This is a genomic window from Pandoraea nosoerga (genome assembly GCF_902459585.1).
Taxonomy (GTDB): Bacteria; Pseudomonadota; Gammaproteobacteria; order Burkholderiales; family Burkholderiaceae; genus Pandoraea; species Pandoraea nosoerga.
In genome coordinates this window covers 127,286-140,200 of sequence record NZ_CABPSC010000012.1, presented here as the reverse complement: position 1 = coordinate 140,200, position 12,915 = coordinate 127,286, and the positions used below count along the sequence as shown (strand labels likewise).

The 12,915-nt window shown below is 67.1% G+C and carries 11 protein-coding genes and 1 tRNA gene; 5 read left to right on the top strand and 7 right to left on the bottom strand.

Annotated features, from left to right (window positions below; all coding sequences use genetic code 11):
* The first annotated feature begins 277 nt into the window (after window positions 1–277).
* Window positions 278–1,150, top strand: a complete 873-nt coding sequence (locus PNO31109_RS15930; protein WP_174966427.1) for a LysR family transcriptional regulator — start codon at window positions 278–280, stop codon at window positions 1,148–1,150.
* A gap of 65 nt (window positions 1,151–1,215) precedes the next feature.
* Here PNO31109_RS15930 and PNO31109_RS15925 read toward each other — a convergent pair whose 3' ends face one another.
* The 3 genes from PNO31109_RS15925 to PNO31109_RS15915 all read right to left on the bottom strand — a co-directional run bounded on the left by PNO31109_RS15925 (window position 1,216) and on the right by PNO31109_RS15915 (window position 5,729).
* Window positions 1,216–2,793 (bottom strand): DHA2 family efflux MFS transporter permease subunit, encoded by a 1,578-nt coding sequence (locus tag PNO31109_RS15925; protein WP_150556438.1) that lies wholly within the window; start codon window positions 2,791–2,793, stop codon window positions 1,216–1,218.
* The gene (locus PNO31109_RS15920) at window positions 2,790–3,959 is read right to left on the bottom strand and encodes an HlyD family secretion protein (protein WP_150556437.1); all 1,170 of its coding nucleotides are present in this window, start codon (window positions 3,957–3,959) and stop codon (window positions 2,790–2,792) included. The genes PNO31109_RS15925 and PNO31109_RS15920 overlap by 4 nt, the downstream gene beginning before the upstream one ends.
* A 117-nt stretch (window positions 3,960–4,076) precedes the next feature.
* The gene (locus tag PNO31109_RS15915) at window positions 4,077–5,729 is read right to left on the bottom strand and encodes an efflux transporter outer membrane subunit (RefSeq protein WP_150556436.1); all 1,653 of its coding nucleotides are present in this window, start codon (window positions 5,727–5,729) and stop codon (window positions 4,077–4,079) included.
* A 93-nt stretch (window positions 5,730–5,822) separates the two neighbouring features.
* On the opposite strand from PNO31109_RS15915, the gene PNO31109_RS15910 reads away from it, so the two are divergent.
* The 3 genes from PNO31109_RS15910 (at window position 5,823) to PNO31109_RS15900 (ending at window position 8,384) form a co-directional block, all read left to right on the top strand.
* Window positions 5,823–6,605 (top strand): AraC family transcriptional regulator, encoded by a 783-nt coding sequence (locus tag PNO31109_RS15910; RefSeq protein WP_150556435.1) that lies wholly within the window; start codon window positions 5,823–5,825, stop codon window positions 6,603–6,605.
* A gap of 188 nt (window positions 6,606–6,793) precedes the next feature.
* Entirely contained in the window at window positions 6,794–7,717 is a 924-nt protein-coding gene (locus PNO31109_RS15905; protein WP_150556434.1) for a LysR family transcriptional regulator, read from the top strand.
* A gap of 187 nt (window positions 7,718–7,904) precedes the next feature.
* On the top strand, window positions 7,905–8,384 hold the full coding sequence (locus PNO31109_RS15900) for a carboxymuconolactone decarboxylase family protein (RefSeq protein ID WP_150556433.1): 480 nt from the start codon (window positions 7,905–7,907) through the stop codon (window positions 8,382–8,384).
* A gap of 7 nt (window positions 8,385–8,391) precedes the next feature.
* On the opposite strand, the gene PNO31109_RS15895 is transcribed toward PNO31109_RS15900, so the two are convergent.
* The 3 genes from PNO31109_RS15895 to PNO31109_RS15885 all read right to left on the bottom strand — a co-directional run bounded on the left by PNO31109_RS15895 (window position 8,392) and on the right by PNO31109_RS15885 (window position 10,773).
* The gene (locus PNO31109_RS15895; RefSeq protein WP_150556432.1) at window positions 8,392–9,399 is read right to left on the bottom strand and encodes a LysR family transcriptional regulator; all 1,008 of its coding nucleotides are present in this window, start codon (window positions 9,397–9,399) and stop codon (window positions 8,392–8,394) included.
* 152 nt (window positions 9,400–9,551) lie between these two features.
* A complete protein-coding gene (locus tag PNO31109_RS15890) occupies window positions 9,552–10,454 on the bottom strand; it encodes an RNA polymerase sigma-70 factor (RefSeq protein WP_150556431.1) in 903 nt (300 codons plus the stop codon).
* A gap of 242 nt (window positions 10,455–10,696) precedes the next feature.
* Window positions 10,697–10,773: transfer RNA gene (locus tag PNO31109_RS15885), tRNA-Arg, on the bottom strand.
* 269 nt (window positions 10,774–11,042) lie between these two features.
* On the opposite strand from PNO31109_RS15885, the gene rocD reads away from it, so the two are divergent.
* The gene (rocD, locus tag PNO31109_RS15880; protein WP_174966426.1) at window positions 11,043–12,248 is read left to right on the top strand and encodes an ornithine--oxo-acid transaminase; all 1,206 of its coding nucleotides are present in this window, start codon (window positions 11,043–11,045) and stop codon (window positions 12,246–12,248) included.
* A gap of 205 nt (window positions 12,249–12,453) precedes the next feature.
* Here the strand turns inward: rocD and PNO31109_RS15875 are convergent, their stop codons facing one another.
* Window positions 12,454–12,783 (bottom strand): DMT family transporter, encoded by a 330-nt coding sequence (locus tag PNO31109_RS15875; protein WP_150556429.1) that lies wholly within the window; start codon window positions 12,781–12,783, stop codon window positions 12,454–12,456.
* Window positions 12,784–12,915: the final 132 nt, after the last annotated feature.

Genomic DNA, 12,915 nt, shown 5'->3' with positions numbered 1-12,915 from the left:
GTCAGAGCGTCGGGTCGCGTTCGGTGCGCGACGACGACCTATGGCTGAGCCAGCGATGCGGGAACCGGGGAGTCCGCATCTCTCCGGGAGCGCCGTGGGTAGCAGGGTGCGCGTTGCGCGAAGGAGGTCTTTGCCCGAGACCGCCGCACCGGTGGGATCCGGTCGTCTGCTGCCTCGCCTATGCTGGCGTTTCAATTCGGCGTTTTATTTGGAGAAACGCGATTCTGACGCGAAATTCATGTTAGAAAAAGTTGGAACCTATCTATAAAATGAATGGATGAACTGGACCATAGAACAATTGCGCTACTTTGTGGCGGCGGCCGAGGAAGGCTCGATATCCGCTGCCGCCCGACGCCTCGGAAAAGCCCAGTCGGCGGTGAGCACGGCGATTTCGCTGCTCGAAGCCGATCTGGGTTTTGAGCTATTCGACCGAAGCCGCCGCAACGCCCGGCTGACCGACCAGGGCGAGGTGATGCTGCTCGAAGCGAAGGAGCTGCTGCGTCAGGCGGAAGGGTTGAATCACCGGGCGAACGCGCTGGCTTATGGCGAGCAGCCGCAGCTCTCGCTGGCGCTCGACGAGGCGCTGCCGTATCAGGCGGTGAGCGAGCTCGTGCGCGATCTGGCCTATCAATTCGCGTATCTGGAGCTCACACTGCTCAACGGTACGTCGACGGAAGTGGCGGAATACGTGGAAAAGCAGCGCGCGGACATCGGCTTTCATGTGGACCGCGGACCGATCTCGTCGGCGTTCGGACAGAAGTACGTCGGCTCCGCCGTGCAGGGTGTGTTCGTGGCCGGCGACCATCCGCTGGCCTTTCGCGATCAGGTCACGCGCGGCGATCTGGCCAAGTACCGCCAGATTCTGCTGCAGATGGACGACATCACGCCGCTGCAACTGAGCCCGTCGATCTGGCGGGCGGACAGTTCATACGTGATCGCCAGCATGGTCGTGGACAAGCTGGGCTGGGCGGTGCTGCCGATCGATATTGCGGAGTACGAAGACCTGCACGAGCTTCGCTGTGACGACCTCGGCCTGCCGCAGTTGCCGGTGCGCATGCTCTGGCGCTTCGGACGCGAACCAAACGATGTCATGCGGTGGTGCGAGGCTCGCTTTGCAGAGTTGCTGCGGGCGAGTTCGGAGCCGGGCTGATCCCTCGTTGCGCGTTTGCGCGAGCGGGGCCCCGGGGGTGGTGCGCAGGCACCGCTGCCCGGCCGTCACGAGGCCGCCGCGGGTTTCGCCTTGGCGCGCAATAGCAAGGCCGCCGCCGTGCAGCCGAGCATGGCGACCCCGGCGATCAGGAACGTGTCGCTGTACGCCATGAAAAGCGCCTCGCGCATCACGCGCTGCTCGATGAGGCCGAGCGCGGCGTCGCGCGCCTGGGCGCCGGCTACGCCCATTTTCGCCATCCAGTGCTCCATGGCGTGCATCCGGTCACGAAATGCGTCCGCATACGGCGTCACTGCCTCGCCGATGCGCATGGCGTGGAGCTTCTGGCGCTCTACGACGATCTGGCTGGCCACCGCAATACCGATGGCGCCGCCGACGTTGCGTACCATCGCGAACAGCCCCGAAGCCGAGCCGACCTGCGTCTTTTCGATGCCCGCTACGGCCATCACCGACAGCGCGACCACCACCAGCGACTGACCGACGCCGCGCACGATCAGCGAGGGCTCGATCACGTTGACGCCGGCGTCGATGTTCAGATGCACGTTCATGAGACACCCGGCCGCCACCAGCGCAAAGCCGGCGACGATCGTGGTGCGTGGCCCGATGCGGCGCATCAGCGGCGGGGTGAGGAAGGACATCACGAACTGCACCGCCCCGTATGGAATCATCGTCAGGCCGATGTCGCGCGCGCTGAAGCCGTGCAGCTCCGCGAAATAGTTCGGTACCAGAAACACCACGCCGAACACCACGGCGCCGAACAGGAACTGCATGAGGCTCGCCACACCGAAGTTGTAGCGCGCAAGCAGGCGCAGGTTGATGAAGGGCTCGGCGCGGCGCCACTGCGTCCAGGCAAATGCCGCCAGGCCGATGGCGGCGACGATCGACAGTTGCACGATTTCCGTCGAGGCGAACCAGTCCTTTCGCCCGCCTTCTTCCAGCACGATCTGCAGCGCGCTCAGCCCGATGGCCATCGCGCCGATGCCGAACCAGTCGGCGCGCTTGAACTGTTCCAGATGGACCGGCGTCGGCTTGATGGACCAGCCGATGGCGGCGAGCAGTACGACGCCGGGCGGAATCTGGAGATAAAAGATCCAGCGCCACGAGTACATTTGCGTGAGCCATCCGCCCAGCGACGGCCCCGCGGCCTGCGCCACGTTGTTTGCCACGGCGAAGAGCGCCATCCCGAGTGGGTGCCGGGATGGCGGCAGCTCCGAGACGATCAGTTGAAACGACAACGGAATCAGCACCCCGCCGAACGCGCCCTGCAGGGCCCGGGCCACGATCATGGTCGAGATGTCCGGAGCGAGCGAGCATGCCAGCGAGAACACCAGAAAGCCCGCGGTGCCGACCAGCAGCACGCGCCGTGCGGAAAACACCTGGACGAGCCAGCCCGTGAGCGGGATCACGATGATCTCCGCGACAAGATACGCTGTCGTGATCCACGACCCTTCCTCAAAGCTCGCCCCGAGCGAGCCTCGGATGTCGGGCAGCGAGGCATTGGTCACATGCACATTCATGCCGGCCATGAAGCAGCCGAACACGCCGCCGAGCACGGCGACCCACGCGCGCAGCGAAACGCCGTCGGATTCGCGGGCGTGGGCGGGCGAGGAAGCCGCGGTGCTCATTGGCCTGCCTCCCGCGCTCCCTCGCGCCCATCGTTCCCGTCGCCCCCATCGTTCCCATCGCGCCGATTGCGCGTATCGACCTGCGCGATCACCGACATTCCCGGGCGCAGTACGGGCCCGCGATCCGGCGCATGGTCGATGCGGATCTTGACCGGGATACGCTGTACGATCTTGGTGAAGTTGCCCGTCGCGTTATCCGGCGGCAGCAGCGCGAACTGGGCGCCCGAGCCGGGCGAGAAGCTGCTGACCGTGCCGCGCAGCGAGTGCTCGGGGTAGGCGTCGATATCCACGCTCACCGACTGGCCCTGGCGCATTCGGCGCACCTGGGTTTCCTTGAAGTTGGCGATCACGTAGACGTCCGCGAGCGGCACCAAGGCGAGCAGCGGGTCGCCCGCCTCGACGTACTGTCCGACGCGCACGCTGCGCTGCCCGACGACGCCGTCGCTCGCCGCTCGCACCACGGTGTGCGAGAGCGTGAGCTCAGCCTGCGTAAGCGCCGCCTGCGCTGCCGCGAGCCGGGCGTTCGCCTGCGCGATGGTGGCCTTGCTCTGCTCGCGCCGGCGCTGCAGCACCGTCAACTGTTCGCGCTGGGCCTGACTTGCCGCCTTCGCGTGCGCTAGCGACGCGCTTGCTTGCAGCGCCTGGGCTTCGGCCTGCTCGAAGCGCTGGCGGCTCGCCGCCCCGTCGCCCAGTAGCGCGCGATAGCGTTGCGCGTCCGCGGTGTGCCGGGCGTATTGCGCCTGCGCGCCATCCACGTCGGCTTGCGCCTGTGCAATGAGGCTGCGTTGGCGGACCCATTCGGCGTCGAGTGTCGCGGCCGCATCGATCTGCACCTGCACGTCCGCGGCCGCGGACTGCACCGTCGCCTTCGCGTGCAAGACGCCGGCCCGGGCGTCGCGATCGTCGAGTCGCACCAGCACGTCGCCCACCCGCACGTGCTGATTGTCGTCGACTTCGACACGACTGACGTATCCTGCGATTCGCGGGCTGACACGCGTGACATCGGCTCGAACGTAAGCGTCGTCGGTGCTCTCGATGAAGCGGCCGACGAGCCACCAGTGGCCAGCAGCGGCGATAGCGGCCGCGCTCAGCGCGACGCCCGCGGCGACCATCCACGTCTTGCGACTCGCAAAGCGCAGCCGGCTCGGCAAGGCAACAGTACTCATAACAATCTCTCGTCAGATAACGGAAAGGAATGCGACGCCGCGCAACCGTGCACAGCGACGCGTGTTGAGGCGCAACCGCGGAGAGCCGCGCGATGAACTGCGCCGCACCGGCGTGCGTCAGCGGGCGGCTGTCCTGTGGGATAGGGTTTCGTCGCGTGCGACCGAAGGCTCGACGGACGTATCGAGCGGCGAAGCCCATGCGGCCGATGAGACCGAGGGGGCGGATGCGGCCAATGAGGCAGAAGAGCCGGAAGAGGCAGCCGCTGCGTCGGCGCGCCGCCATCCGCCGCCCAGCGCCTTAAATATCGTGACTTGGTCGATTCCGATCTGCAGGGCGCTACGGGCGAGCTCGGCGTCGGCGTGCGCGAGCGAGCGCTGCGCGTCCAGCAGGTCGAGAAAGTCGGCGGCACCCGCCTGGTAACTGCGCTCCGCCAGCACGAGCGCGCGTTGATGATTGGCGCGCGACGCTTCGAGCGAGCGGCCCTTCGACCAGTCGGCGCCGTAGTGCGCCAGCGCCTGCTCGGTCTCCTTCACCGCGACGAGCAAGCGTCCCTCAAAAGCCGCCAGGGCCGCATCGCCGTCGGCGCTCGCCGCTCGCAACCGCGCCCGCGCGGCGCTCAGGTTCGGGAATTGCCACTGGATCAGCGGCCCGACGCCCCAGCTCACCGCGTAGCGATCACCAAGCGACGACAGGCGGTTGTCGCTCGAGAGCCAGTCGACGGAGCCGCCGAGCGTGATGCGCGGATACAGATCCGCCGTGGCGACGCCCACCCGAGCCGTAGCCGACGCGAGGCGCCGCTCGAGCGCGCGCAGATCCGGGCGGCGCTGCAACAGTTGTGCGCCGTCGCCCACGGGAAACGGTTGCGCCAGCGTCGGCACCGTCCGGCATTGCGCGGTCTCGCGCGGCAGTTCGGCCGGCGCGCGCCCGGTCAGCACAGCAAGTTCGTAGAGCGCCGACTGCCGATCGCCCTCGAGCGCGGGCAGGCTGGCTCGCGTGTCCTCGACGAACGCCTCGGAGCGCGTGACTTCGAGGTCCGAAACGAGCCCGTCCGCCTGTTGTCGACGCGTGAGATCGGCAATGCGCGTAGCAATGTCGAGCGTGCGCCGCGTCACGCGTGCCTGTTCGGCCAATCCGCAGACCCGCAGGTAGGCGGCAACGGTCTGTGCAACGACGCTTACTCGCATGGCATCGCGCTCGGCGGCCACGGCCTCGGCATCGGCGCCCGCCGCCGCGCCAAGACGGTCGACGCGCCCCCAGAGATCCACCTCCCAGGACAGCGCGAACGATGGCGCCCATCCCCATCGAGCCGACGGACTGTCGGTGCCGCGGCTCGCGGCGACGATCTGGTCGGGCGCCGGTTTGCCGTAGCGCGGTCCGAACGATGTGGACGTCTGCGGCAACCGTTGCGCCTCCTGTTCTCCGAACGCGGCGCGCGCGCGACGGATGTGTGCGGCCGCCACCGCGAGATCCCGGTTCTCGGTCAGGGCTCGCGCGACCAGCGCGTCGAGCACGGGATCGCGATAGAGCCGCCACCATTCGTCCGGCGGCGTCGCGGCACTCGTCGGCGCGGCGCTCTCGGTGACGAAGCCGCCCTGCAATGCTGCCGGCGGCTGCGGCGCGTGGTACGTCGGCCCGACGCCGCAGGCGCTCAGCGCGCAGACGGCGAAGACGACCGGCAAGCGCCGCCGGCGAGATGGCGTTCCCGGGTATTTCAGGCATTTCACGCGCTCCAGGCGGTCCGGGTGTTTCGGGCGTGTTGGATGAACCATGGCGGACTTGCTCGTCTGACAAATCAGGAAGTTCGATGGTATGGTGATGTGCCTGCACCAATCGAACGCAGACTGCACAATCATCGTCGCAAAATGGACAGTTTCATCAACGCCTTGCATGCCGGTGAGGCGAGCGCCCCGGTCGCCGTAGTCGCCACCGACTCCCCTTCGCGCACGGCCTACCCGACACACGCGCATCGTCACGGACAATTGATTCACGCCATCGCCGGCGTAATGATTGTGCGCACGGCCGCAGGCAACTGGGTCGTGCCCACGGGGCGCGCCGTGTGGGTGCCAGGCGGCACGGAGCATGCCATCGAAATGGCGGTCGACGTCGCCATGCGCACCGTGTTCGTGGCGCCCGGCACGCGCGCCACGCTGCCCGAGCGCTGTCGGGTCATCCCCGTAAGCCCGCTGCTGCGCGAGCTGATCCTGACGGCGGACGAAGCAGGCGACCGACACTCGCGGCCCGAGGACGTCAATCGCGACGGCCGCGTGCTCGCCCTCATTCTCGACGAAATCGAACGCGCACCCGAGCTGTCGCTGCATGTCCCGATGCCGCATCATCCGGCGCTCGCGAGCCTGTGCACCGCCTTGCTGCGAGACCCTTGCGTGCCCGCGACGCTCGCCGAATGGTCAGCGCGCGCCCACATGAACGAGCGCACGTTCGCGCGCGCCTTCAAGCGGGAAACCGGCATGACGCATGGCGCCTGGTGCCGCCATGCCCGCGTGCTGCTCAGTTTGCCGAAGCTCGCGGCTGGCACGCCGATCCTGGCGCTCGCGCTCGAACTCGGCTACGACAGCCCTAGCGCCTTTGCGGCGATGTTTCGCAAGACGCTTGGCGTGCCGCCGAGCGAGTACTTCCGCGCGCGCTGAAGAAAGGCGAGGGAGGCAAAGAAGGAGACAGCGCACAACGAGGGCGAGGAGCGATGTCCGGATCGCGACGACGGTTGCGCACATCGCGCGCGCGAATCGCACGGGCTTTCCAATAGACTGAAGACCACGGCAATCCGCGGCGGGCGCCTGCGCCCGCCAATCTGCAACCGATGGACCTTCTTCGATGCATGCGCACGTTCGTCCTGCTCGTGGACGCGGGCAGCTTCGCCCGCACCGCGGAGCAACTGGACCAGACCCCGTCTCAGATCACCCGCGCGATTTCGTCGCTCGAGGCGCATCTCGGCATCCGGCTTTTGCACCGAACGACGCGCGCCATGTCGCTCACGCCGGCGGGCGAGCAGTATCTGCGTCGCACACGTGAAGTCATTGCGGCGATCGACCAGAGCGAGCGCGAAGCCAGGGGCACGGGCGTACACGCGCGTGGTCGGCTGCGCGTGCATTGCAGCGCGAGTATCGCGAACCGTCTGCTGATCCCGCTGGTGGAGCCGTTCGGGCGCGCGCATCCGGAAGTGGCGCTGGACCTGACGATCGGGCCGCGTGCGCCCGACCTCATCCGCGAACCCTTCGACGTGGCGTTCGTCGCGGCGCGCTCCCTGGCCGGCTCCGAGCTCGTCGGCATCGAACTCGGACGCATTCGCAACGTGCTGTGTGCCGCGCCCGAATACATTGCACGGCACGGAACGCCGGCGCAGCCGCCGGATCTCCTGCAACACCGGTGCCTGCAACTGATGGCCCCGGAATACGACAACAGCCTGTGGTGTTTCGGCGACGCCCGGGACGCGCCGCTGAAGATCGACCCGTTTCTCACGGTCGACACCTCGGCATCGCTCGTGATCGCAACACGGCAAGGCACCGGTATCGCGCTGCTGCCATGGTTCGTCGTCGAGGACGATCTGGAGGACGGACGCCTCGTCGAACTTCTGCCGCAATTCCCCCCGGCGTCGCTCAGTCTCTACCTGCTGTATGCCTCGCGCCGGCACCTCGACGCAAAGATCCGCGCGTGGGTGGACTTCATCCGGCCGGCGATTCGACGCCGGCTCGCGCCGGAGGCAGACGCCATGCCGAGCACGCGCGAGCGGGCGCCCTCGTGAAATACCCCCACGGCGGCGGCTCTCGAGCCGGAGCCGGTGCGATCGAATTGTTGCCGTCGACGCAACACCATGGTCCCTCCACCGGCGCTTCCCTTGCGCCGCGGGCGATCCTACGATGGACGTGTCGTCCCAGTCTGCGACGCCGGTCCGTTCTGCCGGTTCGCGCCAACCCATCGAGGTCACCACCATGAGTCAACGTCTGAACGCCTTTGCGCAATCCCCCGAACTTTTCAAGAAGTACATCGAATTCAGCACGCTCGTGAAGTCGGGCGCCATCGAACAATCGATCCTGACGCTCGTCGAGATTCGTGCGTCGCAGATCAACGGTTGCGCCTTTTGCCTGGACATGCACGTGAAGGAAGCCAAGATCCACGGCGAAGGCGAGCTGCGCCTGCATCACATCGCGATCTGGCGCGAGTCCGACCAGTTCTCGGCACGCGAGCGCGCCTGCCTGGCGTGGACCGAAGCGCTCACCACGCTGGGCGTGCATGGCGTGCCCGACGACGTGTACGAGCACGTGCGCGCCGAACTGTCGGAGAAGGAAATCTCCGATCTGAGCTTCGCCATCATGGCGATCAATGGTTGGAATCGTCTGAACGTCGGCTTGCGCACGGTGCCGGGCTCGGCCGACAAGGCGTATGGGCTCGACAAGGCCAGGTTCGGCTAAGCGACGCCTACGCCCGCATCAACAGCGGGCGGTCCGATATCTGCAGGTCCAACGCACGAATGCGCTCGGTCATGTAGTCGATGAACACGCGCATTCGCGCGGGCAAATGCTCGCGGCTCAGGAAGCACAGGTAATGACCGCGATCGTCGGGCGCATAGGGCGACAGGCATGCAACGAGCGCGCCGGCTCGCAAGTGATCGCACACCTGATAGGCGGCCATCTGCGCAATGCCGTGGCCGTCCAGCACCGATTGCAGCACCAGGTCGGCGTCGTTGAACGTGAGCGAGCCGGCCGGCGCGAATTTGCGCAATTGTCCGCCGAGGTTGAACTCCCACTCGTACACACGGCCCGACGCGAGCCGGAAGTTCACGCAATCGTGCCTGGAGAGCTCCTCCACGCTGTCCGGCAGACCATGCCTTGCGGCGTAGGCCGGCGCGGCACACAACACCATCTGCATCGGAATCACTTTCTTGGCGATCACGCGGCTGTCTTCCATGCGCCCGTTGCGGAAAGAGACGTCGACACGGTCGGTCGTGAAGTCGGTAGGCCCGTCGTCGAGCAGCAATTCGATCGAGATATTCGGATGGATGTCGCGAAAGCCCCGCAGCAGCGGCGCCACGACCTTGCGGCCGAAGCCCACGGTCGAGCATACCCGCAATCGCCCCGACGGCGGGCCTTCGCGCAGCTCGCGCATGTCGTCGAGCGCCTGGACGATCCGTGCCACGCCCGGCTGGCATTGCTCGTAGAAACGCTGGCCCTCGACGGTGAGCGTGGTGCTGCGCGTGGTGCGCACGAAGAGCCGCGTGCCAAGTTGATCTTCGAGCTTCTGCACGCTGCGGCTGATCGCCGATCGGCCAATGCCGAGACGGTCGCCGGCCCGCGCGAAATTGCCTTCGGCGGCCACGGCGATAAAGGCCACGACGCCGGCGTAGCTCGTGGCAAAGCTGTCGGCCAGGGAGTCAGCTCGCCTGGCCGGCGCGGGTATGGCAGGCGGAATGAATAGCGGTGTGGACATGGTGGCAGATCCCCATTTCGTTGATCCTGCCCTTAAGACGGCCCGCCCCGGGAATCTGTGACATCGGACTCGAAAAGAATCCGCATTTGCGCTGAAAAGCCTTGCTCCAAGCCTCTCCCGGGTTGGCGGGGCAACGTGGCGCCGGCCCGGAATCAGTACCGCTGCGGGCGTCCGGATCCGGGCCCTGCAAGCGCCTGCGCGATCCGCGCGAGCTTGTCGGGATTGCGTTGCACGAGCACCCGGGTGAGCCGTTCACCGTCCGTCTCGTAAGACTGCGCGGACTCGAGTTCGCCCGCGATGAAACGCAGCAACGCCCACTGCCCATTGATCTGCAGCACTTCGACGTGCAGGGCGTCACCATGGCGGCGCTTGCCTGCGTAGAACAGTTGCGCCAGACGCCTGCCGCCCACGAGGCGGCGGAAGCTGGGCACCTTGCCTCCGCCGTCGCCGATGAGTTCGGCGTCGTCGCTCAGCAAGGCGTGCAGGCCATGAAAGTCGCTACGCTGCATGGCCTGCGCAAAGGCGAGCAGCAGGCGGTGCAGCGTCGCCCGCGGCACTTGCTCGCGCGGCGTGCCTTCGCGCAGTTGCAGGCGGGCGCGCCGCACGAGTTGGCGGACGGCGGCCGGCGTCTTTTCCAGCGTGAGGGCGATGTCGTCGTAGTCGGCGTCGAAGACGTCACGCATGAGAAACGCGGCGCGAGCGTCCGGCGACAGGCGCTCCAGCGTGTACAGGAAAGCGACCGAGACGTCGTCCGCGAACTCATGGACCTGTTCCGGTGTGCTGGGCGCAGACATCAGCACCGGCTCCGGCAGCCAGACGCCCGTGTAGGTCTCGCGCTCTGCCTTGGCAGCACGCAGGCGGTCGATGGACAGGCGCGTGGTGACGGTAACGAGCCATGCCTCGGCATTCTCCACGGCGTGATGGTCGCTGCCGTGCCAGCGCAGCCATGCGTCCTGCACCACGTCCTCCGCTTCGGCGACCGTGCCGAGCATACGGTACGCAATCGCGTGCAGACGCGGGCGGTGACGTTCGAAGAGGTCCACGGAGTCGGGCATGTCGGCGGCAACGCGAGGGATCGGAAAATGGCACCGGGGCAGCATGAGACGCAGCCCATTTTGCCGCACCCCCACGGTCACAACAAGCCTCGGGCTCGCCCCTGTGGGTCTGGACCGTTCGCGTTACGCCCCGGTGGACCCGGCCGGCCCAGCCGGCGCATGCGGCGGGCCCAATGCGCTGGGCGAATCGATCCATCGGATGGGCTGCACGGGATGGCCTGCACGGGATGGCCTGTACTGGATGGCCTGCCCAGAGGGATTCGAACCCCCGACCGTCGGCTTAGAAGGCCGATGCTCTATCCAACTGAGCTATGGGCAGTGCGTGACGGCAACGACCGGATGTCGCTGCCGGAGATGTCTCGGGAGAGCGATGCGCCAGCATTCTGCACCGCTGGTGCTTTCATGCCATCACGCGCCAATCATGCGTCAATCACGCGTCAATCACGCGCCAATCATGCGCGCCGCGCCCGAGGAATCGGCGATTATAGCGCACGCGCATGCCAATTTCATTGGCGCGCCCTCAGGGAGTTGCCCTCTTGGCGCGCCCCGGCGTTCGCATCTAGACTGCAAGCGTGGAGGGCCGCGATCATGAACGAGATCGAACGCGAAGAACGATATGGCGCCCGCAACTACGCGCCGCTGCCCGTCGTGCTCTCGCACGGCAAGGGGGTCTGGGTGTGGGACGTCGACGGCACCCGCTACCTCGACATGATGAGCGCCTACTCCGCCGTCAGCCACGGTCACGCGCACCCCCGCCTCGTCGCCGCGCTCACTGCTCAGGCGCAGCGCCTCGCCGTGGTCTCCCGTGCTTTCTACTCCGACCGGCTCGGCGCCTTCCTCGAACGCCTCTGCGACCTCACCACGCTGGGCGGCGCACTGCCGATGAACACCGGCGCCGAAGCCGTGGAGACCGCCATCAAGGCCGCGCGCCGCTGGGGCTACAGCGTCAAACGCATTCCGGCCGGGCGGGCCGAGATCATTGTCGCCGAGGGCAATTTCCACGGGCGCACCACCACCATCGTCGGCTTCTCGTCCGAGCCCGCCTATCGCGCCGACTTCGGTCCGTTCGCCCCCGGCTTCGTGCGCGTGCCTTTCGGCGACATCGACGCGGTACGCGCGGCCATCACGCCCAACACCTGCGCCGTGCTGTTCGAGACCATTCAGGGCGAAGGCGGCATCATCGTACCGCCCGGCGGCTTCCTGCGCGAACTCCGCCAGCTATGCACCGAACAGAACGTGCTCCTGCTGCTCGACGAAATCCAGTCAGGGCTCGGCCGCACCGGCAAGTGGTTTGCGTATCAGCACGAGAACATCGTGCCCGACGGTGTCATGCTCGGCAAGGCGCTTGGCGGCGGCCTGCTACCCGTGTCGGCCTTCGTGGCGCGACGCGACGTGATCGACCTGTTCGAACCCGGCAGCCATGGCTCGACGTTCGGCGGCAACGCGCTCGCGGCTGCCGTCGCCCTCGAAGCGCTCGACGTCATGGCCGACGAAGACCTGCCCGGGCGAAGTGCGGAGATGGGGGAGTATCTGCTCTCGCGCCTGCACGCGATCCACTCCCCCGTCATTCGGGAGGTGCGCGGACGCGGGCTATGGGCCGGCATCGAAATCGATCCATCCTTTGCCAGCGCACATGAACTGTCATTGCAGCTGCTGCGGCGCCACATTCTCGCCAAGGAGACGCGCACGACGGTGCTGCGACTCGCGCCGCCGCTCGTCATCGGGCGCAGCGAAATCGATCTTTGCATTGCCGCGCTCAAAGCAGTATTGGCCGAAGCCGAAGACCGCCCTTGAGTCGCCGCGGCGCCGCGCCACCATGGGCTCCACACGGGCTCCACGCGGGCTCCACATGGGCTCCACATGAGGTCCACACGCGTTCCACACGCGCTCGGCAACTGCTCGATACGGCGCCGATCGGCGCATCGATGAAAGCGTTTCTTGCTGCACGTCGGCGCGCGAAGTCCGTGGCGCCCCCTTGCATCGGCGCACCGCGCCGGACTCAATGCGCCGCCGACTTCGAGCAGAGATTCATGACGAGCACGCCGGCGATGATGAGCGCCATGCCGAGCATGGCGGGCGCGTCGAGCTTCTGGCCGAACAGCACGCGCGCGGCGACCGAGATCAGCACGATGCCCAGGCCCGACCACATGGCATAGGCGACGCCCACGGGAATCGTGCGCAGCGTGAGCGACAACATGTAGAACGCCGAACCATAACCGGCCACGACGATCGCCACCGGCCCCACGCGCGTGAATCCTTCCGATGCCTTGAGCGCCGACGTGGCGATCACCTCCGCCACGATCGCGACCAGCAAGTACATGTACGCCATCCCCTCTCCTTTTGCCTGTGGACTCGCGAATCGCTCATCTTAACCGACGGCCTCGCCGGGCCCGCGTCCAGCCCCGACGCCCGGAGGCGCCGACCCGGCGCCCCGGATCGGCCGCGCACGGCCTCGCCACCT

Excerpts from the sequence above, each read along its gene's own strand:
- PNO31109_RS15930 (WP_174966427.1), top strand. The coding sequence starts at position 278 with ATGAACTGGACCATAGAACAATTGCGCTACTTTGTGGCGGCGGCCGAG.
- PNO31109_RS15925 (WP_150556438.1), bottom strand. The coding sequence starts at position 2,793 with ATGAGCACCGCGGCTTCCTCGCCCGCCCACGCCCGCGAATCCGACGGC.
- PNO31109_RS15920 (WP_150556437.1), bottom strand. The coding sequence starts at position 3,959 with ATGAGTACTGTTGCCTTGCCGAGCCGGCTGCGCTTTGCGAGTCGCAAG.
- PNO31109_RS15915 (WP_150556436.1), bottom strand. The coding sequence starts at position 5,729 with ATGGTTCATCCAACACGCCCGAAACACCCGGACCGCCTGGAGCGCGTG.
- PNO31109_RS15910 (WP_150556435.1), top strand. The coding sequence starts at position 5,823 with ATGGACAGTTTCATCAACGCCTTGCATGCCGGTGAGGCGAGCGCCCCG.
- PNO31109_RS15905 (WP_150556434.1), top strand. The coding sequence starts at position 6,794 with ATGCGCACGTTCGTCCTGCTCGTGGACGCGGGCAGCTTCGCCCGCACC.
- PNO31109_RS15900 (WP_150556433.1), top strand. The coding sequence starts at position 7,905 with ATGAGTCAACGTCTGAACGCCTTTGCGCAATCCCCCGAACTTTTCAAG.
- PNO31109_RS15895 (WP_150556432.1), bottom strand. The coding sequence starts at position 9,399 with ATGTCCACACCGCTATTCATTCCGCCTGCCATACCCGCGCCGGCCAGG.
- PNO31109_RS15890 (WP_150556431.1), bottom strand. The coding sequence starts at position 10,454 with ATGCCCGACTCCGTGGACCTCTTCGAACGTCACCGCCCGCGTCTGCAC.
- rocD (WP_174966426.1), top strand. The coding sequence starts at position 11,043 with ATGAACGAGATCGAACGCGAAGAACGATATGGCGCCCGCAACTACGCG.
- PNO31109_RS15875 (WP_150556429.1), bottom strand. The coding sequence starts at position 12,783 with ATGGCGTACATGTACTTGCTGGTCGCGATCGTGGCGGAGGTGATCGCC.